Raw genomic sequence first — 21031 nt, 5'->3', positions numbered from 1 at the left:
ATGCGCCCGATCGCAGCACGCGCACTGGGTGCCGGTCTCGGATCGACCGTCCGACTGTTGGATTCCGCCGCGTCGTCCGACGGAAAACCGTTCTCCGAACCCGACATCCTGCGCCCGCACGTCGACTCGCGCCGGTTCGGCTGGGTGCACTACGGCGTCATGATCCCGGATCTTCCGGAGCCGCACCGGTTCTTCTCGATGATGTCGCTGATCGGCGCGACCGGGTCGCTCGCCTTCGACAACGACCACGCGTTCGTGGCATCGCCGCGCCGCAACGCCGCCGTGGTCGCCGGCACGGCGGCGTCGCATCCCGCGCACTTCGGGAACTACACCGTGGGCGACGATTTCGTGTCCTCCCCGGACGGGTCGCTGGTGAAGTTCGGGGACGATCTGACCCTGACCGGACGCTACCCCCACTACGAACTCGTAGGCCGGCTCGGAACGGTCGATGTCGCGCTGACACTGACCAACACGAACACGGTCTCGTGGTTCTTCCGCAGCCCGCTCTACAAGCACTTCGGGTTGCTCACCGAATACGAGGGCACCTTCACCCACGAGGGTCGCAGCGTCACGGCCGAGGGTCTGTGCTCGTTCGAGTACGGCGCGATGCCGAGCCCGTATCTGATGCGTTCCACTCCCCTGCCGCCCGCGGCGAAGGCTCCGCTCGACCATTTCGTCTACCAGATCGTCGATCTCGACACCGACACCCAGATCCTGTTGAGCCGCTACGCGGTCGGTGGCCGGCCCTTCATGACGACGGCGATCCTGCGCACCCGCAGCGGCTACGGAACCCGTTTCCGGGACGTGGGCTTCGAGATACTCGAACTGCGCGACGAACCCGAGCCGACTCCCTACGGCATCCCGATGCCGGTGCCGAGCCGGACCCGGTTCCTGGTGAAGGACACCGCCGGTCGTCCCTGGCTGGATCTCGAAGGGATCATGGACTCCCCGTTCACCTACGGACTGGGCACCGGATTCGTCACCGGTTTCGCGTGGTCGGCGACCTGGCGGGGCGAGGAGATCTCCGGCCGCGGGTATTTCGAGTACATCGATCGGCGCTCGGCGATCTGACCGTTACGGAACACCCGGCTACGAAGCGACAGATGCCCTCCGGTCCCGATGGACCGGAGGGCATCTGCGTCGATCGGATCGGTCAGCAGCCGATCAGGCGCTGCGCGAGGTAACCCTCGACCTGGTCGAGGCTCACGCGCTCCTGCGCCATGGTGTCGCGCTCACGGATCGTGACGGCCTGGTCCTCGAGGGTGTCGAAGTCGACCGTGATGCAGAACGGGGTACCGATCTCGTCCTGGCGACGGTAGCGGCGGCCGATGGCGCCGGCGTCGTCGAACTCGATGTTCCAGTTCTGACGCAGCTTCGCGGCGAGGTCCTTGGCCTTCGGGCTCAGGTCGGCGTTGCGGCTGAGCGGCAGCACGGCGGCCTTGACCGGCGCGAGACGGCGATCGAGGCGCAGCACGGTGCGCTTGTCGACACCGCCCTTGGCGTTGGGTGCCTCGTCCTCGGTGTAGGCGTCGACGAGGAAGGCCATGAGCGAACGGGTCAGGCCGGCCGCCGGCTCGATGACGTACGGCGTGTAGCGCTCGTTGGTGGCCTGATCGAAGAAGCTCAGGTCGGTGCCGGAATGCTTCGAGTGCGTCGACAGGTCGAAGTCGGTGCGGTTCGCGACGCCCTCGAGCTCACCCCACTCGCTGCCCTGGAAGTGGAAGCGGTACTCGATGTCGACGGTGCGCTTCGAGTAGTGCGACAGCTTCTCGAGCGGGTGCTCGTACAGGCGCAGGTTGTCCTTGTTGATGCCCAGATCGGTGTACCAGTTCATCCGGTAGTCGATCCAGTACTGGTGCCACTGCTCGTCTTCGCCCGGCTTGACGAAGAACTCCATCTCCATCTGCTCGAACTCGCGGGTGCGGAAGATGAAGTTGCCGGGCGTGATCTCGTTGCGGAAGCTCTTGCCGATCTGGCCGATGCCGAAGGGCGGCTTCTTGCGCGAGGTGGTGAGCACGTTCGCGAAGTTCACGAAGATGCCCTGCGCCGTCTCGGGGCGCAGGTAGTGCAGGCCTTCCTCGCTCTCGATCGGGCCGAGAAAGGTCTTGAGCATCATGTTGAAGTCGCGGGGCTCGGTCCACTGGCCCTTGGTGCCGCAGTCCGGGCAGACGATCTCGGTCATCGGCACGGCATCGGGGTCGTCGAGCTTGTTCTTCTCGGCATAGGCCTCCTGCAGGTGGTCCTGCCGGTGGCGCTTGTGACAGCTCAGGCATTCGACGAGCGGGTCGTTGAAGACACCGACGTGGCCGGAGGCGACCCAGACCTGACGCGGCAGGATCACCGACGAGTCGAGGCCGACGACGTCCTCGCGGCTGGTGACCATGTTGCGCCACCACTGCTTCTTGATGTTGTCCTTGAGCTCCACGCCGAGCGGCCCGTAATCCCACGCGGACCTGGTGCCGCCGTAGATCTCACCGCAGGGATAGACCAGGCCCCGGCGCTTGGCGAGGTTGGCGACGGTATCGATCTTGGATTTGGGTGCCACTCGGTTTCTCCATCTTCGATGCGGGTTTTCGCAGCATGCGTCGATCTGTAAGCCTATCGCTCCTCGTTCGCAGCTCGAATTCGCGCCGGTTGACATGCACAACTGTGCATATCAAAATGGAATCGATTTGCAATAAGGCCCGCCGACCGGCGGCCGTCCCCGCCCCGAGGAGCCCCGTGAGCATCGACGCCGATCCACGCGAGTGCAGCACGGGCGAGCGCGCCCGCGGCCCGATCGGCAGCGACGCCCTGCCGTCCCCGGTCGATGTCTCCCCCGCCGCCCTGATCGCGGCCGGTGAGCTGCTGCGCGCACTGTCGGCACCCGTCCGCATCTCGATCGTGCTCGAACTGCGCGAGTCGGCCCGCTGCGTGCACGAGCTCGTCGGCGCCCTCGGCGTCACCCAGCCGCTCATCAGCCAGCATCTCCGCGTGCTCAAGACCGCCGGCGTCGTGCGCGGCGAACGCTCGGGACGCGAAGTGCTCTACCACCTGGCCGACGACCATCTCGCCCGCATCGTCGTCGACGCCGTCGCTCACGCCCAGGAAGGACGATCGCAGTGACCTCCACCCGCAAACCTCTCGTGGGGGTCCGCTCGACCCGTCAACGCAGCGCCATCGTCGACCTGCTCGACAACACCGAGGAATTCCGGTCCGCCCAGGACCTTCACGACGAGCTGCGCAAGCGCGGCGAGGGCATCGGCCTGACGACCGTCTACCGCACCCTGCAGTCGCTCGCCGAGGTCGGCAGCGTCGACGTGCTGCGCACCGACAGCGGCGAGTCGCTGTTCCGGCGGTGCTCCTCCGGGCACCACCACCATCTCGTGTGCCGTCACTGCGGCTTCACGGTCGAGGTGGACGGCCCGGAGGTCGAACGCTGGTCGCACGAGGTGGCCGAGTCGAACGGCTTCGTCGACGTCAGCCACACCGTCGAGATCTTCGGCAACTGCCGCGATTGCGCCCTCGCTCAGGGCTGAACCGACCGCCCGCGGCCGTCAGCCGCAATCGCAGTCATCACAGCCGCAACCGTCGGCGAGCAGGTTCTCCTCGTCGTCCTCGGCCTCACCGTCGAAGACCGACGCTTCGCCACCGAGACGCTGCGCGAGCGCGCGTGCCTGCTCGATGACCGGCACGAGCGACGCGACGGCCCGCACGAGATGGATCGGGACGAGCGGCGACGCTGCGACCCGCAGTTCGACGGTGACCCGGTCCTTGTCGAGGACGAACTTCAACTCGGGGAACTCGACCTGCAGGTCGCCGAGGACCTCGGCGGCCCGGGTGCGACCCGTGATGCCCTCGACCAGGTAGGTGGTGAGCAGCACGAAGCCGCCCTCGGCGTCGACGGTCGCGTAGGTGAGCACATCGTCGATCCAGATCGGGATCTCGCCGTCCTCGTCGGGCTCGGGAGCTTCCTCGAGAATCTCCGACAGCGTCTCCACCACGGCAGCGCGCAGCGCGTCGTCGTCCTCGGTCGGGATCGCGACGGCGTGCGCCCCGTCTGCGGCGACGACCTCCTCGGTGGTGGTCTCGACGTCGATGTCGGTGGTGGTCACGAATTCTCCTTGGGGTCGGGGGTGCCGGCGACGGCGCCGCGCGCGTCGGCGGCACCGTCGAGCACGAGCAGCAGCATGGTGGTCAGCGCCGTGTCGTCGAGACCGGTCGCGGGGAACGAGTACCGCAGCACGACGTCGGCGTCGGTCTCGCGTTCGATGAGGTGGACCGAGCCGAACTGCAGGGCGTCGGCGGCGGCCGCGACCCGACCGCGCACGGCGTCGTCGAGCGGAAGATCCCACGCGAGCACTCCGGTGACGGAGACCACGTCGAGTCCTTCGGTGAGCGTGACGACCTGCAGGGCGAACGGCACGGCGCCGTAGTCGAATCCGAACGAGCCGTCGCCGTCGGTAGCGGACGACGGGGTGCGGACGTCGACGAAGGGCGTCAGCGCGCCCGCGATCCGCTCGCGCAGCGACGTCACTTCACACCACCGAACCGCCGGTCGCGCGAGGCGTATTCGACGCACGCCGCCCACAGATCGCGTCGGTCGAAGTCGGGGAACATCGTGTCCTGGAAGACGAGTTCGGCGTAGGCCGACTGCCACAGCAGGAAGTTCGAGGTGCGCTGCTCGCCCGAGGGCCGCAGGAACAGATCAACATCGGGCATGTCGGGCTCGTCGAGGTACCGCGCAATGGTCGACTCGGTGATGCGTTCGGGATCGAGTTCTCCTGCCGCGACCCGGCGGGCGATCTCCCGTGCGGCGTCGGCGATCTCGGCGCGACCGCCGTAGTTGACGCACATCGTGAGGGTCATGACGTCGTTGTCCTTCGTCAGTTCCTCGGCGATCTCGAGTTCCTTGATCACGCTGCGCCACAGGCGGGGACGGCGACCGGCCCACCGGACCCGCACCCCCATCTCGTGCATCTCGTCGCGACGGCGGCGGATCACGTCGCGGTTGAAGCCCATGAGGAAGCGGACCTCGTCGGGGCTGCGCTTCCAGTTCTCGGTGGAGAAGGCGTAGGCCGAGAGCCACTTGACGCCCATCTCGATGCATCCGCACACCGTGTCCATCAGCACGGCCTCGCCGCGTTCGTGGCCGGCGGTGCGCGGCAGACCGCGCTCCTGCGCCCATCGACCGTTGCCGTCCATCACGAGCGCCACGTGCTGTGGGATCAGCTCGGGTTGCAGCACGGGAGGTCGCGCGCCCGACGGATGCGGGTCGGGCGGCCGGATCACCCGCTCAGGCGATGGGGGCGTGGTACGTCGTCGAATCACGGTCCCCATCCTGCCGGACACCCCGGGCGACGTCATCAACCCGGTTCCCCGTCGCAGGTTCGGTGCGACCGCGCTCGACGAGGGGCAGCGAGCGCAGTTGCCGTTCGAGATGCCACTGCAGGTGCGCGGCGACGAGGCCGCTGGCCTGGCGGCGCACCGCCGCGTCGGCGGCCTCGGTGTCGGCCCAGCGTCCGTGGTTGAGCGCGTCGAGCAACGCCAACACACCCGGGGCGGGGGTGGCCGCTCCCGGCGGACGGCAGTGCACGCACACCGCACCACCGGCGGCGACATGGAAGGCGGTGTGCGGGCCGGGACGGTCGCAGCGCGCGCAGTGGGTGATCGCCGGCGCCCATCCCGCGTAGGCCATGGCCCGCAGAAGATAGGCGTCGAGCACGAGTTCGGGCGGCCGGGTGCGGTCGCACACCGCGCGCAGCGCACCGACGGTGAGTGCGTGCAGGCGCGGCACGGGCGCGCGTTCCTCACCGGCGAGGCGTTCGGCGGTCTCGAGGATCGCGCACGCGGTGGTGTAGCGGGGGTAGTCGTCGACGATGCCCACCGCGAAGGCGTCGAGGGTCTGCACCTGGGTGATGACGTCGAGACTGCGGCCCGGGTGGAGCTGGACGTCGATGTGGGCGAACGGTTCGAGCCGTGCGCCGAACTTCGAGCGTGTCCGGCGCACGCCCTTCGCGACGGCCCGCACGAGTCCGTGCCGGCGCGTCAGCAGGGTGACGATGCGGTCGGCCTCGCCCAGCTTGTGCTGGCGCAGTACCACCGCGTTGTCCCGATAAAGCCTCACTCCCCGAGTCTGTCATGTCGCGGTGACAGGGGACGACCCGCGAAGGGACTCGACACCCAGAACTGGAACGCGTTATTGTTCGTTCGAACGAACGGGGGAACGAATGGACGCTCGAACCGACCTGCGCGACCTGAAGGCGACCGTCGAGGCACTCGACCGCGGCGAGACCACCTCCACGGATCTCGTCCGTGCGAGCCTCGGCCGGATCGACGAGTCGCAACCGCACCTGAACGCCTTCCGCGTCGTGCGCCGCACGGCCGCACTCGACGAGGCCCGCGAGGCCGACCGGCGCCGCGCGAACGGCGAGCGTCTCCCCCTGCTGGGCGTCCCCATCGCGATCAAGGACGACACCGACATCGTCGGTGAGACGACGATGTTCGGCTGCGCCGGCACCTTCACCCCGAAGGACACCGACGCCGAGGTCGTGCGCCGCCTGCGGGCCGCCGGCGCGGTGATCGTCGGCAAGACCCACTCCCCCGAACTCGGCCAGTGGCCGCTCACCGGCGGCGACGCCTTCGGGCACACCCGCAGCGCGTGGTCGCGCGACCATACCCCCGGCGGTTCGTCGGGTGGCAGCGCCGCGGCCGTCGCGGCGGGACTCGTGCCGGCCGCCCTGGGATCCGACGGCGCCGGATCGGTCCGCATCCCCGCCTCGTGGTCCAATCTCGTCGGCATCAAGCCGCAACGCGGCCGGATCTCCATGTGGCCCGACGCCGAATCCTTCAACGGACTCACCACGCACGGCCCACTCGCCCGCACGGTCGCCGACGCGGCCCTGCTCCTCGACGTCGTGTCCGGAAACCACCCCGGCGACCGGCACAGGTGCGCGCCGCTGACCGTCTCCGACGCCGTGGGACGAGATCCCGGCAGACTGAACATCGCTCTGTCGCTGAAGATCCCGTTCACCGCGACACCCACCCGCCTCGACGCCCGCGTCCGCACCCGCATCGCCGCACTCGCCGCGGTACTGCGTGATCTCGGCCACGAGGTGACCCTCGCCGATCCCGACTACGGAATGGCGTTCGGCCTCGCCTTCCTCCCGCGATCCATGGCCGGTATCGAGGACTGGCTGTACCGCCTGCCCGACCCGTCCCTCGCCGACGTACGCACCCGCGCCAATGCCCGCACCGGCCGATTCCTGCACGGTTATCCGCTGCGGGCGGCGCGCGCGATCGAACCGCGACTGCACCGTCGGGTCGGCCGCATCTTCGACCGGTTCGACGTCGTGCTCGCCCCCACCACCGCCACACCGCCGCTGCCGGTGACGGCGATCGACGGCATCGGCGGCTGGGCGACCGACAAGGTCATCACCGGGGCATGCCCCTATGCGTGGCCGTGGAACGTGCTGGGCTGGCCCGCGATCAACGTCCCCGCGGGTTTCACCGAGGAGCGACTGCCGGTGGGTGCCCAGCTGCTCGGCCCGGCGAACTCCGAACCGCTGCTGGTGTCCCTCGCCTCCCAACTCGAATCGGTGCTGCGCTGGCACGAACACACCCCGGAGCACTGGTGGTGACCACACGCGACGACACCCGCTCGCGGATCGTCCACGCCACCCTGTATCTCGTCGGCACCGACGGGGTCGCCGGGGTGACGAACCGGCGCATCGCGGCGCGCGCCGAGGTCTCGCTCGGTTCGATCACCTACCACTTCCCCACCCAGGCCGACCTGCTGCGCGCCGCGCTCGAGTTCTTCGTCGACGAGGAGACCGAGCGGCTGCGAGAGCTCGCCGAGCAGTATCGATCCCGGGTCCTGTCGCTGACGGAGGCCGCCGAACTCACCGAACGCGTCGCCCACGACCTGACCTTCACGGCCGAACGCATCGCCCCCTTCGAGCTCTACGTGCAGGCGGGGCGCGACGAGGAACTGCGGCGGGTCGCCGAACGCTGCTGGCGTGCCTACGACGCGTTGACCGTCTCCGTCCTTTCGGCGTTGGGAGTGCCGGATCCGGAGACGATCGCCCCGACGGTCGTCGCGACCATCACCGGGCTACAACTGCGCCGCCTGTCGACGGGTACGGAGCCGGATCTGTCGGAGGCCGTCCTGCTGTTGCTGCACGGCGCGACAGCCACCCGTCGCTGAGTTCCCCTCGGTCACCGGCCCCGGCGTGACGACGCGTTCACATCCGCCTCCGTGACGAAACACCCCCGTCACGAATTGTGCAGTGTGCACAGTTCTTTCCCGTCGCGAGTGGTCTGTCGGCCGATTGCCGAGTCCTGTCCGACTCTTCAAGATCGACATGTTCCGGCCGACGACGGCGGTGCCGCCCATCGATGTCGCGGCGCCCTTCGATCCGTCCACGGTCGTCGCCCGCCGCATGTTCACACGTCGAGGAGTCTCCCGTGACCGTCGCGCACATCGTCTTCCTGCTCGGACTGGTCGGCCTGATCGTCGCCATGGCACTACGCAAGAACGTCCTGATCCCGGCGGTCGTCGCCACTTTCGCCACCGCCCTCGCCTACGACGGCAACGTCGCCTCCGCCGTCATGGCGGTCTTCCGCGCCACCCTCACCGCCGGCGGAGCCCTCTTCGAGATCTTCGTCGTCATCGCCGCCGTGACATCGATGCTCGCGGCGATGCGCACCATCGGCGCCGACGAACCCATGGTGCGTCCCTTCGGACGCTGGATGATCAACGGCCGCGTCGCCTACATCGTGCTGTTCGTCGTCACCTACCTGCTGTCGCTGTTCTTCTGGCCCACACCCGCCCTCGCACTCATCGGTGCCGTGCTGCTCCCGGCGGCCATCAAGGCCGGGCTGCCGCCGCTCGGCGCCGCACTCGCCCTTGCGATCTCCGGGCAGGGCATGGCACTCGCCTCCGACTACGTCATCGGTCTCGCACCGTCGATCTCGGCGAGCGGCGCAGGTGTGCCGGCCGACGACATCGCCGACCGCGCGCTGGTCCTGTCCCTCATCGTGGGTCTGACCGCGGCCGTACTCGCCTGGTTCCTCACCATCCGCAAGGAGATCGTGCGCCACTCCGCGAATCTCGTGTCTGCGACGGACGATCCGGGCACCGGTGGCTCCGTTTCCGGAGGTCCGGCACCGCACCCGAACGGGGACCTCCCGACCCCCGAGAACGATCACACCGGGACCGACCACACCGCACCGGTGAGCACCGTGGCCGCCATCGACCTGCCCGGAACTCTCACCCCGGTCCTCACCCGCCCCACCCCGGCACGCGCCTGGGCTATCGGGGTTCCCGCGACCTTCGGTCTGGTGCTCGTCTACATGATGCTGGGGCGCTTCACCGATCTCGTGCCGTGGTCGGACGGCGCCGGTGCCTCGCTCGTCGGCGGCACCGCGCTCGTCCTCATGGCCGCCGTGACCCTGACGACGCGCCCGGCCGACACCCTCGAACACTGCGCCACCCATTTCGTCGACGGCCTGGTCTACGCGTTCAAGGCCATGGGAATCATCCTGCCGGTGGCCGGATTCGTGTACCTCGGCATCCCCGACTACTCCGGTTCGATCCTGGGACTCGAGGACGGCACCGGACCGGCCTTCCTGTTCGACACCGTCGAGAGCATCCAGACCTACATTCCCGACAACGGTCTCTTCGCCGCGTTCAGCATGCTCCTGATCGGCCTGCTCATCGGCCTGGACGGCTCCGGCTGGGCCGGTCTGCCGCTCACCGGTGGTATCGCCGCCGCCCTCGCCCCGCAGGCCGGCATGGACACCGCGACGCTCGCCGCCCTCGCGCAAAACGCCGCGACCTGGACCGGCGGCGGCACCCTCGTCATCTGGTCGTCGCTGATCGTGGTCGCGGGCTTCTGCCGCGTTCCGGTCGGGGATCTCGTGCGACGACTCGCGATCCCGGTGGTGAGCGGACTGCTCGTCGCCACCGTCGCCGCGGTGGTGATCTGGTGATCACCGCATCCGCACCGAACACCTTCGAGGAGAGGACCCCCGTGGACGAATCCGGTTTCCGCTACGACCCCCAACGCTGCGCCCTGGTCGTCGTCGACATGCAGAACGACTTCTGTTCCACCGACGGCGCTCTCGCCGGCTGCGGCTTCGACGTCTCCGCCGCGGTCGCCATGACACCGCGGCTGGCGGAACTGATCGACCGCGCCCGCCGCAGGGACGTGTCCGTCGTCTGGGTCCGTACGGAGCACGACGAGACCACGGACACGCCCCAGTGGCTGGGCCGCGTCGGTACCGGTCCCGGCACGGCGCGGACCGGTCTGACCTGCCGACCCGGTACTGCCGGAGCGGACTTCTACGGTGTCCGTCCGGAGCCGGAAGAACCGGTGATCGTCAAACATCGCTTCAGCGCGTTCGTCGGCACCGACCTCAATAGCGTCCTGCGGTCACGGGGCATCGAATCGTTGTTGTTCACCGGCGTCGCCACCGAGATCTGCGTCGAATCGAGCCTGCGCAGCGGCCTGTTCCACGAGTACTGGGTCTCGCTCGTCGAGGACTGCGCCGCGTCCTACAGTCCCGCCGCGCACGCCGCCTCGGTCGCGGTGGTCGCGCAGAACTTCGGGACCGTGGTGACCGCAGACGACCTCGCGTCGATGTGGGTCGCCCGGCCGATCACCGCGTCCACCCCGTAGGGGCTCGGCGTCAGAATCCCAGACGGCCCAGCTGTTTGGGATCTCGCTGCCAGTCCTTCGCGACCTTCACGTGCAGGTCGAGGTAGATCTTCACGCCGAGGAGCTTCTCGATCTGGGTGCGTGCGGCGGTGCCCACCTCGCGCAGCCGCGCACCCCCCTTGCCGATGACGATGCCCTTCTGGCTCGGCCGCTCGACGTAGAGCAGGGCGTGCACGTCGAGCATCTCGCCCTGCTTCTCGGTGCGACCCTCACGTTCGGTGATCTCCTCGATCACGACGGCGAGCGAGTGGGGCAGCTCGTCGCCGAGACCTTCGAGGGCGGCCTCGCGGATGAGCTCGGCCATCAGGGTCTCCTCCGGCTCGTCGGTGAGCTCGCCGTCGGGATAGAAGGCCGGTCCGGGCTCCATGTGCGAGACGAGGACGTCGACGAGGACCTCGACCTGCTCCCCCGAGGCCGCGGAGACCGGCACGACCTCGCAGTTCTCGCCGAGGAGTTTCGACACGGCGAGCAACTGCGCGGCGACCTGCTGTTTGCCCACCTTGTCGATCTTCGTGACGATGCCGATGACCGGGGTCTTCGGCGCCATGTGGCGCACCTGCTCGAGGATCCAGCGGTCGCCGGGGCCGATCTTCTCGTCGGCGGGGAAGCACATGCCGATCGCGTCGACCTCGGAGTAGGTGTCCTGCACCAGGTCGTTCAGCCGCTGGCCGAGCAGGGTGCGCGGGCGGTGCAGTCCCGGGGTGTCCACCAGGATGAGCTGGGCGTTGTCGCGGTGGACGATGCCGCGGATGGTGTGACGGGTGGTCTGCGGGCGCGACGAGGTGATCGCGATCTTGCTGCCGACGAGTGCATTCGTGAGCGTCGACTTCCCGGTGTTGGGCCGGCCGACGAAACAGATGAAGCCGGAACGGAAGTCGGTGTCGGTCATGCATGCTCCTCGGTGGTGGCCGTATCGGTATCGGTGGGTTCTTCTTCGGGTGTCGCGCGCTGCACGAAGACGGTGCTCACACGCACCCGCCCGCGGACGTCCGGTCCGCCCTCGCCGCGGAGCAACAGGCCGTGGGTCCGTACCTCCGCACCCGGCAGAGGAACTCGGCCGAGTTCGTAGCCGAGGAGTCCGCCGACGGTGTCGACCTCGTCGTCCTCGATGTCGATGTCGAACAGTTCGCCGAGGTCCTCGACGGGAAGTCGCGCGGAGACGCGGTAGGTGTCGTCGCCGAGTTCCTCGACGTCGGGGATCTCCCCGGTGTCGTACTCGTCGGCGATCTCTCCGACGATCTCCTCGATGACGTCCTCGATCGTCACGAGGCCGGCGATGCCGCCGTATTCGTCGACGAGGACCGCCATGTGGTTGCGGTCGCGCTGCATGTCGGCGAGCAGGTCGTCGAGGCGCTTCGAATCCGGCACGAAGACCGCCGGTCGCATGACGTCGGCGACGGAGACGCTGCGCCCACCGTCGCGGTGGTAGTAGGTCTGCTGGACGAGATCCTTGAGGTAGACGACACCGCGAATGTCGTCGACGTTCTCGCCGATCACCGGGATCCGGGAGTGCCCGCTGCGGACGGCGAGCGAGGTGGCCTGACCGGCTGTCTTGGTCTCCTCGATCCACACCATCTCGGGGCGCGGAACCATGATCTCGCGGGCCGTGGTGTCGCCGAAGTCGAACACCGACTGGATCATCCGGCGTTCCTCGTCGGCCACGACTCCGCTTTCCTGAGCGAGGTCGACCAGTTCGCGCAGCTCGATCTCGTTGGAGAACGGACCGTTCCGGAAACCGCGACCGGGCGTGACCGCATTGCCGACGCTGATGAGGATCCGGCTGATCGGGCCGAGCAGGACACCGAGTATCCGCAGCGGTCCGGTGGCGGCGAGCGCGATCGGGTACGCGTGCTGGCGTCCGAGCGTGCGCGGACCGACACCGATGACGACGTAGTCGACGATGACCATCACCGCAGCGCCCACGACGAGCGCCCACGTGCGGTCGAGCACGGCGAGCAACGCACCGACGAGCACGACGGTGGCGGTGATCTCGCAGAGGATGCGCAGCAGCACCGTCAGATTGACGTAGCGGGGCCGATCGTCGAGCAGCCCGAGCAGGCGGCGCGCACTGGGACGGCCCTCTTTCGCGAGTTCCTCGGCGCGCGCCGCGGATACGGTGTTGAGCGCGGAATCGACGGCGGCGAACAGGCCTCCGAGCACCACCAGGACGACCGCCAGGACGACGAGGGGCACGGTACTCACGCGATCGTCACTCCCTCGATCGGTGTCGTCCGATCACGATGGCTCGTACTGTCGCCGCTCATGATTCGGGGGTGTCGACGAAACCGGCCTTGCCCAGCAGCTTCCGGTCGCGGGCGGCGAGCCGCGCCTCGTGCTCGGCCCGGCGGATCTCCTCGTACCACTCGGCGAGGAGCTGGTTCTGCAGGCCGAACATCTCCTTCTCCTCCTCCGGTTCGGCGTGGTCGTAGCCGAGGAGGTGGAGCATGCCGTGCACGGTGAGCAGGGCGAGTTCGTGGGCCACCGGGTGACCGGCCTTCGCGGCCTGGTCGGCGGCGAACTGCGGACACAGCACGATGTCGCCGAGCATCGACGGTCCCGGTTCGGGAGCGTCGGGGCGGCCGCCGGGTTCGAGTTCGTCCATGGGGAACGACATCACGTCGGTGGGGCCGGGCAGGTCCATCCACCGCACGTGCAGATCGGCCATGGTGTCGAGATCCACGAGCACCATCGACAACTCCGCCGCCGGATGCACATCCATCCGGGCGATCACGAAGCGGGCGACGTCGAGGAGTTCCTCCTCCGAGACGTCCATTCCCGATTCGTTCGAGATCTCGATGCTCATGACTGGAGTTCCTTCTGCACGACGGTATTCGGTTGATCTGCAAGGGTGTTCATCGACGCTGCACCCGCTGCGCGCGACGCTGGGCGCGGTTGCCGGGGATCCCGTCGCCGTCGCGGGTGGTGGCCTCGAAACGGCTGTAGGCGTCGACGATGTCGGAGACGAGCCGGTGCCGCACGACGTCGCTGCTGTCGAGGCGCGCGATGTGGATGTCGTCGATGCCGTCGAGGATCTCGGTGGCGGCGGCGAGACCCGAGCGGGCACCGCCGGGCAGGTCGATCTGCGTGATGTCGCCCGTCACGACGATCTTGGAGCCGAAGCCCAGGCGCGTGAGGAACATCTTCATCTGCTCGGCGGTGGTGTTCTGCGCCTCGTCGAGGATGATGAAGGCATCGTTCAGGGTGCGGCCACGCATATATGCGAGGGGCGCGACCTCGATGACACCCGCCTGCATGAGCTTCGGGATGGCCTCGGGATCCATCATGTCGTGCAGCGCGTCGTGCAGCGGACGCAGATACGGGTCGATCTTCTCGTGCAGGGTGCCCGGCAGGAAGCCGAGCCGCTCCCCTGCCTCGACGGCGGGACGCGTGAGGATGATGCGGTTGACCTGCTTGGTCTGCAGGGCCTGCACGGCCTTCGCCATGGCGAGATAGGTCTTGCCCGTACCGGCCGGTCCGACACCGAAGACGATGGTGTGGGCGTCGATGGCGTCGACGTACCGCTTCTGGTTCAGGGTCTTGGGCCGGATCGTCTTCCCGCGCCGCGACAGGATGTCGAGGCTGAGCACGTCGGCCGGCGACTCGGAGAGCCCCTGGGTGAGCATGCCCACGGTGCGACGCACGGCGTCGGGCGCGAGCGATTGTCCGCGACGGACGATGGTGACGAGCTCGGCGAGCGCACGTTCCGCGAGGGCGACGTCGGCGGGCGCTCCGGTCAGCGTGACGGTGTTGCCCCGCACGTGGATGTCCGCCGCCAGGAGGGCTTCGAGGGCGATCAGATTCTCGTCCGCGGCTCCGAGCAGGGGCGCTGCGGCCTCCGAGGGGAGGTCGAGGCTCGATTTGACCGTGGTCGGTTCGAATTCGGCGGGCTCGTGGGGTCGGTCTGGTTCACTCACGTGGACGGTACGTCCTGCTTTCGGTTCGGCTCCTGCACGACGGTCGTCGTGTTCGTGCCAGTCTAGCGCCGGACGAGGCGCACCCTCCCGCAACAGCGAGTTTCAGCGAGGTTCGGTTCCGCCTTCGCCTGAGGTGGCCTCCGCGAGCCACCGCCGTGCCTCGGCGAGGATCCCGGGTGCCCGGTCGGGTGAGACCCCGGCGAGCACGAGGTTGCCCAGGACGATCGTGTCGCCCGAGTCGTCCACCAGCCCGAGATTGGCCTGCTCGAGTGTGGCCATCGTCAGGCCTTCCATCATCCCCACGAGGACGGGCGCCGGCAGATAGTCGGAGAACTGGCTCTGCGCGAGGCCGCGTTCGACGTGTCCGAGGACACGCGAGCGCACCGGGGAGACGAGTTCGGCGATGCGCTGCTCTCCCATCTCCTTGCGCGCGAACGAGAGCAGCACGCGGTAGCGGTCGCCGATGGGCCAGGTCCGCAGCGCCACGACCGCGAGTGCGACCGCGGGATCGTCCGGTTCAGGATGGTCGAGAGCCTCGGCGAGTGCGGTCGAGGCGTCGTCGACGATCCCCTCGACGAGGGCTTCCCGGTTGGGGAAGTGCGCATAGACGGTGCGGCGGACGACACCTGCGGCCTTGGCGACATCGTCCATGCTCGCGTCGGAGTCGGCGGCGAAGCACATCACCGCAGCGTCGAGTATGCGCATGCGGTTCGCATTGAATCGGGTTCGCGGTCGTGTGACCGAGTTCTCCACGTTCTCGTCCTCTTCCGCCGACTGTGATCTGTCTTTCATTTTAGTTGCACACAGATGTGCAGCTGCGTAACTTGCACACCACCGTGTAGATCGGGGCTCCGGTCCCGGCCCGTGTCGCACCCGAGGAGAACCCATGACCACTGCCGTCACCCCCGCAGGAGGGACCGCAGCGAAGGAACCCTACCGGCTGCGCTGGGCCGGACTGGCAGTGCTGTGCCTGAGCCTGCTCATCGTCGTGATGGCCAACACCTCGCTCATCGTCGCCGCACCCGGCATGCTGCGCGACCTGCAGCTCACCAGCGCCGACATGCAGTGGATCATCGACGGCTACACCGTCCCCTACGCCGCGCTGATGCTACTGTTCGGCGTGCTCGGCGACCGGTACGGGCGACGCCGCGCGTTGCTGGCCGGCCTGGTCGCCTTCGCCGCCGGCGCGGTCTACGGATCGTTCGCCGACAGCGCCGGCGACGTGATCGTCGCGCGCATCGTCATGGGTGTGGGCGCAGCCGTGATCATGCCCGCAACGCTGTCGCTGCTCGTCGCGATGTTCCCCGTGCACGAGCGTGCCCGTGCGATCGCGGCCTGGGCGGCTACGTCCGGACTCGCCATCGCGCTCGGTCCCCTGCTCGCCGGATGGCTCCTCGAATCGAACTCGTGGGGTTCGACCTTCCTCATCAACGTGCCGATCGCGGCGTTCGCCGCGATCGCGGCCCTGATCCTCGTGCCGGCCTCGAAGGCGGACGATCTCACCCGCACCGACTGGGTCGGCGGCGCCCTGTCGGTCGCGGCTCTCGGCGGAATCGTCTACGCGATCATCGAGGGGTTCCACTTCGGTTGGGGCACCGGCGTGATCGCCACCTCGATCGGGTCGGTGATCGCCGCGGTGCTCTTCGTGGTGTGGGAACTTCGTCACCCCCGGCCGCTGCTGGACGTGCGCCGGGTCGCGGACCGGACCGTCGGCGGAGCCTGCGTGTCGGTGCTGTTGCTGTTCCTCGTCGCCTTCGGCGCCATCTACTTCGTCGCGCAGCAGTTCCAGTTCGTGCTCGGTTACGGCCCGCTCGAGACCGGCCTGCGTCTGCTTCCCCTCGCGGTGACGGTCTCGCTGGGTGCGGCGCTGAGCGGCCGGCTCGCACCCCGCCTCGGCGCGCGGATCCTCGTGGGCGCGGGCATGGTCGCTGCCGCGGCGGGCATCCTTACACTGACCGTCACGGACGCCGCGTCCGGTTTCACGCCCTTCCTGATCTCGTTGCTGCTGCTGGGGTTGGGCATCGGTCTGGCCACACCCCCGTCCACCGACCTGATCATGGGCGGTTTCCCCGACTCGGATCTCGGAGCTGCGGGCGGATTGAACGACACCGCAGTGGAATTCGGAGGTTCACTGGGCATCGCCGTGCTCGGTTCGATCCTCGCGACCACCTATCACCGCGAGATCTCCGGCTTCCTCGACGGATTGCCGCTCGCGGATCTGACGGGCCCGATGGCCGATCAGGCCGCGATGGCGATCGAGGCGGCCGGCGATTCGGTGGGCGGGGCGGCGATCGTCGCGGAAGAACTCGCGGCGAACCCGTTCGCGGCGTCGTACGCACAACCGCTGCTCGACGCGTCGTCCGCAGCGTTCGCCGAGGCGATCTCGTCCGCGAGCCTCGTCGCCGGCATCGTCCTGCTCGTCGGCGCCGCGGCGGTCACCGCGCTACTCCCCCGCGGACTCCGCACCCGCGCCGGCAGCGAGGCCGAGATCGGCAACTGACCGGACGGTGAGCAGGTCGAGCGATCGCGCCCAGGCACGGGTGGTCCGGTTCAGGAAGGCGACGTGATCCTCGCCGTCGAACAGTTCCAGCGACACCGGGTCGCCCGCCGCGTCGGCCGCGTCGACGTAACGGTGCGCGACACTCACCGGCACCTGCTCGTCGGCGGTGCCGTGCAGCACCGCGACCGGCACACCGATCGGCGGCCGGTGCGTCGGTGAGGCAGACCGGTAACGCTCGGGTGCATCCGCGTAGGACGCACCGAAGAGCGCCTCGAACGCCTCCACGCGACGACCACGTTCCCCGGCGGTGACGAGATCGAGCGCACCCGCCTGCGAGACCACGAATTCCGGTCGCACCGATGTACTCTCACCCGCGAGCCACACCGCCAGCTGACCTCCCGCCGAGTGACCGACGAGCCTCACACGGTCGAGATCGACCTCGACACCGCCGCGCTGCGCGTGCGGAACGACCTCGCTGAAGATCGTGTAGTACGCCGCGACCACATCGGCGGACATCTCGTCCCACGCGCCACCGGCCTCGAGACGGCGGTACTCGACGTTCCACGCCACCACACCGCGACGCGCGAGTTCCACGGACAGCGCGGTACCGAGGGTGAGCTGGTAGCGGCCGTGCCACGAACCGCCGTGAACGACCATGACGACGGGAACGGGCCCCGTCACCGTCGCGGGGTCGGGCAGGAAGACGTGCCCGAACTGCTGCGAGTGGGTGCCGTAGGCGATCTTCGTACGAGCCAAGAGAGGAAATTCCTTCGCTACAGAGAATCGGGACCCGCAAGCGATCCCTCAGTGCAAGGGCCTGGTCCGCCACCGGTCGGTCATCACACCGATCGCGCCGAGGGCGACGGCCGCGGCGGTCGAGGTGCGCAGCACCGTGGGGCCGAGACCGACCGCCACCGCTCCCGCGTCGACGAGGGTCTCGACCTCCGCGTCGTCGAGTCCCCCTTCGGGACCGACGATCAGCGTCAGCGAATCGGCGTCGCGCACCGGCAGATCGGCAAAGGGGATCGTGGCGGATTCGTGGAGCACCGCGACGACGTCGCCGCGCTCGACGGCCGAGCGGACCCGGGCGACGACCTCGGGTGTGCGGTGCAAGCCGACGACCGTCGGCACGTGCGCGCGCCGCGACTGCTTCGCCGCGGACGTCGCGACCGCCTGCCACTTGGCAACACCCTTGTCCGCCTTGGCATCCCACCGTGCGACGCAGCGCGCCGACTGCCACGGCACGAACTCGTCGGCGCCGGCCTCGGTGGCCAGTTCGACGGCGAGTTCGGACCGGTCGGATTTCGGCAGCGCCTGCACGACGGTCACGCTCGGACGGGGCGGATCGACGACGCGACGATCGAGCACGAGCGCTTCGAGCCGGTCCTTCGCGACCGCCGTGACCTCGACGTCGGCGACCTCACCGGCACCGTCGGACAACACGAGCCGCTCGCCGACCGCGATACGGCGCACCGTCGCGGCGTGCCGGCCCTCCTTGCCGTCGAGAACGGCCGTCTGCCCCTCGTCGGGCAGCGGGTCGAGGTAGAACAGTGTCGCGGCCACCCGAGCGACCTAGCGGGCGCTGAACGCGTCGCGCAGGCGCGAGAACAGGCCGCCGGTGTTCTGCGAACCCGTGGTCACGACCTCGACGTGCTCCCGGTCGCTGTGCCGGCGCAGGTCCTCGAGCAGCTTCGTCTGCTTGTGATCGAGCTTGCTCGGCACCACGACCTCGAGATGCGCGTGCAGGTCGCCGCGCGTACCCGAGCGCAGCTTCGGCATGCCGTGGCCGCGCAGCACCGAGACCGAACCGGGCTGGGTGCCGGGATCGATGGTGATCTCGGTGGGGCCGTCGAGGATGGTCTCGACCGTCACCTTGGTGCCGAGCGCAGCGTCGACCATGGGCACGCGGATGGTGCAGTGCAGGTCGTCGCCGTCGCGCACGAAGACCTCGTGCTGCTGTTCGAGCACCTCGACGTAGAGATCGCCGGCGGGTCCGCCGCCGGGGCCGACCTCGCCCTGGGCTGCGAGTCGGATGCGCATCCCGTTGCCGACACCGGCGGGCACCTTGACGGTGATCTCGCGGCGGGCACGCACGCGGCCGTCGCCGCCGCACTTGCGGCAGGGATCCGGGATCGTCTCGCCGACACCGCGACAGGTGGGGCACGGTCGGGAGGTCATGACCTGGCCGAGGAAGGAACGCTGGACGGACTGGACCTCGCCGGCACCGCCGCAGGTCTCGCAGCGCACGGGCTTCGAGTCGCCGTGGGTGCCGGAACCGGTGCACGCGTCGCACAGGATCGCGGTGTCGACCGTGACCGTCTTGGTGACGCCGCGAGCGCATTCCTCGAGGGTCAGGCGGGTGCGGAGCAGCGAGTCGGCGCCGGGCTGGACGCGGCCGCGCGGCCCGCGGGAACCGCCGGCGCCGCCACCGAAGAACGCCTCGAAGACGTCGCCGAGGCCACCACCGAAGCCGGCGCCGCCGAAGCCGCCCGCACCGCCGCCACCGGGTTCGAGCGGGTCGCCGCCGAGGTCGACGATGCGTCGCTTCTCGGGATCCGACAGCACCTCGTAGGCGGCCGAGATCTCCTGGAAACGCTTCTGCGCCGACTCGTCGGGGTTCACATCCGGGTGGTGCTCGCGCGCCAACTTGCGGTACGCCCGTTTGATCTCCTGGTCGGTCGCGTTCTTGGACACGCCGAGCGTCCCGTAGTAGTCCCGTGCCACGTTTGGTTCTCGTCCTTACGTCGTTCTACAGAGCAAAATGGACGGTGCTCAGCGTTCGCCGAGCACCTCACCGATATATCTCGCAACGGTGGCGACCGATGCGATGGTTCCCGGATAGTCCATCCGGGTGGGGCCGAGCACCCCCAGACCACCGAAGACCGTACCCGCGGCCCCGTAACCGGTGGACACGACCGAGGTGGTGCGCATCTCCTCGAACTGGGTCTCCTCACCGATGCGGACGGTGACCCGGCCGGCGTCCTGGCTGGACGCGAGCAGTTTGAGCACCACGACCTGCTCCTCGAGGGCTTCGAGGACCGTGCGCAACGAACCCGGCACTATCCCGTGGCCGTCGAAGTCGGCGGCGTTACGGGTGAGATTGGCGGTGCCTCCGAGCACGAGACGCTCCTCGGGGTGCTCGACGAGGGTCTCCACCAGCACGGTGGTGCACCGGATGAGCGCGTCGCGCAGATCGTCCGGTGCGTTGTCGGCGAGCTCGGTGACCGCGACGGAAGCCGCGGCGAGCCGCTTGCCCGTCAATGCCCCACCGAGCAGCTCACGCAGCCGCGACAGGCCGTCCTCGTCGATCACGTCGCCGAGTTCGACGATGCGCTGATCGACGCGGCCCGAGTCGGTGATGAGCACGAGCAGCAGCCGCGCCGGTGTCAGCCCGACCACCTCGAGATGTCGCACGGACGACGCCGAGAGCGTCGGGTACTGCACGACCGCGACCTGGCGGGTGAGCTGCGCGAGCAACCGCACCGCGCGGCGCAGCACGTCGTCCAGGTCGACGCCCGATTCGAGGAACTGCAGGATCGCGCGGCGCTCGGCCGACGAGAGCGGTTTGACCTCCGCGATCCTGTCGACGAACTGGCGGTAGCCCTTGTCGGTGGGCACGCGTCCCGAGCTCGTGTGGGTCTGTGTGATGTATCCCTCTGCTTCGAGCACAGCCATGTCGTTACGGACCGTGGCGCTGGACACACCGAGGTTGTGCCGGTCGACGAGAGTCTTGGAGCCGATCGGCTCCTTGGTGGACACGTAATCCGCCACGATGGCGCGCAAGACCTTGAATCTCCGCTCCTCGGTACTCGACAACCCGCCACCTCCGTTTCCGCCGCCTGCAGGACTGCACCTCTCGGGGCCGTACCCTGCCAGTCTAATCGCGCGACGACCTCGAAGGTGTCGGGCACGTGTGC

General features: G+C 68.8%; 22 protein-coding genes. 8 read left to right on the top strand and 14 right to left on the bottom strand.

Going from position 1 to position 21031, the window contains the following annotated elements:
* Entirely contained in the window at positions 1-1071 is a 1071-nt protein-coding gene (locus ACNJ7K_RS14525; protein WP_487041833.1) for a DUF6670 family protein, read from the top strand.
* 82 nt (positions 1072-1153) lie between these two features.
* Here ACNJ7K_RS14525 and ACNJ7K_RS14520 read toward each other — a convergent pair whose 3' ends face one another.
* Positions 1154-2545 (bottom strand): glycine--tRNA ligase, encoded by a 1392-nt coding sequence (locus tag ACNJ7K_RS14520; RefSeq protein WP_006554466.1) that lies wholly within the window; start codon positions 2543-2545, stop codon positions 1154-1156.
* Positions 2546-2661: 116 nt separating this feature from the next.
* Here ACNJ7K_RS14520 and ACNJ7K_RS14515 point away from each other — a divergent pair, with 116 nt between their 5' ends.
* Complete coding sequence (locus ACNJ7K_RS14515; protein WP_372473383.1) at positions 2662-3105, top strand: ArsR/SmtB family transcription factor; 444 nt, start codon at positions 2662-2664, stop codon at positions 3103-3105.
* Positions 3102-3518, top strand: a complete 417-nt coding sequence (locus ACNJ7K_RS14510) for a Fur family transcriptional regulator (RefSeq protein ID WP_120279695.1) — start codon at positions 3102-3104, stop codon at positions 3516-3518. Before ACNJ7K_RS14515 ends, ACNJ7K_RS14510 begins: the two co-directional genes overlap by 4 nt.
* 18 nt (positions 3519-3536) lie before the next feature.
* On the opposite strand, the gene ACNJ7K_RS14505 is transcribed toward ACNJ7K_RS14510, so the two are convergent.
* The 4 genes from ACNJ7K_RS14505 to recO are packed head-to-tail and all read right to left on the bottom strand — an operon-like array spanning position 3537 to position 6106.
* On the bottom strand, positions 3537-4094 hold the full coding sequence (locus tag ACNJ7K_RS14505; protein WP_268653918.1) for a T3SS (YopN, CesT) and YbjN peptide-binding chaperone 1: 558 nt from the start codon (positions 4092-4094) through the stop codon (positions 3537-3539).
* A complete protein-coding gene (locus ACNJ7K_RS14500) occupies positions 4091-4516 on the bottom strand; it encodes a hypothetical protein (protein ID WP_268653920.1) in 426 nt (141 codons plus the stop codon). Before ACNJ7K_RS14500 ends, ACNJ7K_RS14505 begins: the two co-directional genes overlap by 4 nt.
* Positions 4513-5319: an isoprenyl transferase gene (locus ACNJ7K_RS14495; protein WP_051032947.1), complete on the bottom strand. Its 807-nt coding sequence runs from the start codon at positions 5317-5319 to the stop codon at positions 4513-4515. Before ACNJ7K_RS14495 ends, ACNJ7K_RS14500 begins: the two co-directional genes overlap by 4 nt.
* On the bottom strand, positions 5276-6106 hold the full coding sequence (recO, locus tag ACNJ7K_RS14490) for a DNA repair protein RecO (protein ID WP_192378491.1): 831 nt from the start codon (positions 6104-6106) through the stop codon (positions 5276-5278). Before recO ends, ACNJ7K_RS14495 begins: the two co-directional genes overlap by 44 nt.
* Positions 6107-6209: 103 nt before the next feature.
* Here recO and ACNJ7K_RS14485 point away from each other — a divergent pair, with 103 nt between their 5' ends.
* The 4 genes from ACNJ7K_RS14485 (at position 6210) to ACNJ7K_RS14470 (ending at position 10661) form a co-directional block, all read left to right on the top strand.
* Complete coding sequence (locus ACNJ7K_RS14485; protein ID WP_487041832.1) at positions 6210-7619, top strand: amidase; 1410 nt, start codon at positions 6210-6212, stop codon at positions 7617-7619.
* Complete coding sequence (locus tag ACNJ7K_RS14480; RefSeq protein ID WP_419150154.1) at positions 7613-8185, top strand: TetR/AcrR family transcriptional regulator; 573 nt, start codon at positions 7613-7615, stop codon at positions 8183-8185. Before ACNJ7K_RS14485 ends, ACNJ7K_RS14480 begins: the two co-directional genes overlap by 7 nt.
* Positions 8186-8445: 260 nt before the next feature.
* Positions 8446-9972: a permease gene (locus ACNJ7K_RS14475; protein WP_159417989.1), complete on the top strand. Its 1527-nt coding sequence runs from the start codon at positions 8446-8448 to the stop codon at positions 9970-9972.
* 41 nt (positions 9973-10013) lie between these two features.
* On the top strand, positions 10014-10661 hold the full coding sequence (locus ACNJ7K_RS14470; RefSeq protein ID WP_419150194.1) for a cysteine hydrolase family protein: 648 nt from the start codon (positions 10014-10016) through the stop codon (positions 10659-10661).
* Between the two features lie 10 nt (positions 10662-10671).
* On the opposite strand, the gene era is transcribed toward ACNJ7K_RS14470, so the two are convergent.
* The 5 genes from era to ACNJ7K_RS14445 all read right to left on the bottom strand — a co-directional run bounded on the left by era (position 10672) and on the right by ACNJ7K_RS14445 (position 15319).
* Entirely contained in the window at positions 10672-11589 is a 918-nt protein-coding gene (gene era / locus ACNJ7K_RS14465; RefSeq protein WP_024101353.1) for a GTPase Era, read from the bottom strand.
* Positions 11586-12902, bottom strand: a complete 1317-nt coding sequence (locus ACNJ7K_RS14460) for a hemolysin family protein (RefSeq protein WP_229565086.1) — start codon at positions 12900-12902, stop codon at positions 11586-11588. The genes era and ACNJ7K_RS14460 overlap by 4 nt, the downstream gene beginning before the upstream one ends.
* Before the next feature lie 58 nt (positions 12903-12960).
* Positions 12961-13503: an rRNA maturation RNase YbeY gene (ybeY, locus tag ACNJ7K_RS14455; protein ID WP_006554478.1), complete on the bottom strand. Its 543-nt coding sequence runs from the start codon at positions 13501-13503 to the stop codon at positions 12961-12963.
* Between the two features lie 49 nt (positions 13504-13552).
* Positions 13553-14614: a PhoH family protein gene (locus ACNJ7K_RS14450; protein ID WP_016691337.1), complete on the bottom strand. Its 1062-nt coding sequence runs from the start codon at positions 14612-14614 to the stop codon at positions 13553-13555.
* A 102-nt stretch (positions 14615-14716) separates the two neighbouring features.
* Positions 14717-15319 (bottom strand): TetR/AcrR family transcriptional regulator, encoded by a 603-nt coding sequence (locus ACNJ7K_RS14445; protein WP_174247016.1) that lies wholly within the window; start codon positions 15317-15319, stop codon positions 14717-14719.
* Between the two features lie 181 nt (positions 15320-15500).
* Between ACNJ7K_RS14445 and ACNJ7K_RS14440 the strand changes: the two genes are divergently transcribed.
* A complete protein-coding gene (locus ACNJ7K_RS14440; RefSeq protein WP_159417984.1) occupies positions 15501-17114 on the top strand; it encodes an MFS transporter in 1614 nt (537 codons plus the stop codon).
* Here ACNJ7K_RS14440 and ACNJ7K_RS14435 read toward each other — a convergent pair.
* Genes ACNJ7K_RS14435 through hrcA form a run of 4 tightly spaced genes read right to left on the bottom strand, consistent with a single transcriptional unit; the run spans position 17058 to position 20930 of the window.
* Positions 17058-17870: an alpha/beta hydrolase family protein gene (locus ACNJ7K_RS14435; RefSeq protein ID WP_159417983.1), complete on the bottom strand. Its 813-nt coding sequence runs from the start codon at positions 17868-17870 to the stop codon at positions 17058-17060. The two genes, ACNJ7K_RS14440 and ACNJ7K_RS14435, sit on opposite strands and share 57 nt — an antisense overlap.
* A 48-nt stretch (positions 17871-17918) precedes the next feature.
* The gene (locus tag ACNJ7K_RS14430; RefSeq protein WP_159417982.1) at positions 17919-18677 is read right to left on the bottom strand and encodes a 16S rRNA (uracil(1498)-N(3))-methyltransferase; all 759 of its coding nucleotides are present in this window, start codon (positions 18675-18677) and stop codon (positions 17919-17921) included.
* 9 nt (positions 18678-18686) lie between these two features.
* Positions 18687-19838: a molecular chaperone DnaJ gene (gene dnaJ, locus ACNJ7K_RS14425; protein ID WP_059380830.1), complete on the bottom strand. Its 1152-nt coding sequence runs from the start codon at positions 19836-19838 to the stop codon at positions 18687-18689.
* Between the two features lie 48 nt (positions 19839-19886).
* Entirely contained in the window at positions 19887-20930 is a 1044-nt protein-coding gene (gene hrcA, locus ACNJ7K_RS14420; RefSeq protein ID WP_088897214.1) for a heat-inducible transcriptional repressor HrcA, read from the bottom strand.
* Positions 20931-21031: the final 101 nt, after the last annotated feature.

It is taken from the genome of Rhodococcus shunpengi (assembly GCF_048381395.1).
Lineage (GTDB): Bacteria > Actinomycetota > Actinomycetes > Mycobacteriales > Mycobacteriaceae > Rhodococcus.
Note: the sequence above shows the minus strand (reverse complement) of the source record. Positions and strands in the feature narration are given on the sequence as shown.

Excerpts from the sequence above, each read along its gene's own strand:
- ACNJ7K_RS14515 (WP_372473383.1), top strand. The coding sequence starts at position 2,662 with ATGGAATCGATTTGCAATAAGGCCCGCCGACCGGCGGCCGTCCCCGCC.
- ACNJ7K_RS14495 (WP_051032947.1), bottom strand. The coding sequence starts at position 5,319 with ATGGGGACCGTGATTCGACGACGTACCACGCCCCCATCGCCTGAGCGG.
- ACNJ7K_RS14445 (WP_174247016.1), bottom strand. The coding sequence starts at position 15,319 with ATGCGCATACTCGACGCTGCGGTGATGTGCTTCGCCGCCGACTCCGAC.
- ACNJ7K_RS14440 (WP_159417984.1), top strand. The coding sequence starts at position 15,501 with ATGACCACTGCCGTCACCCCCGCAGGAGGGACCGCAGCGAAGGAACCC.
- ACNJ7K_RS14485 (WP_487041832.1), top strand. The coding sequence starts at position 6,210 with ATGGACGCTCGAACCGACCTGCGCGACCTGAAGGCGACCGTCGAGGCA.
- era (WP_024101353.1), bottom strand. The coding sequence starts at position 11,589 with ATGACCGACACCGACTTCCGTTCCGGCTTCATCTGTTTCGTCGGCCGG.
- ACNJ7K_RS14525 (WP_487041833.1), top strand. The coding sequence starts at position 1 with ATGCGCCCGATCGCAGCACGCGCACTGGGTGCCGGTCTCGGATCGACC.
- ybeY (WP_006554478.1), bottom strand. The coding sequence starts at position 13,503 with ATGAGCATCGAGATCTCGAACGAATCGGGAATGGACGTCTCGGAGGAG.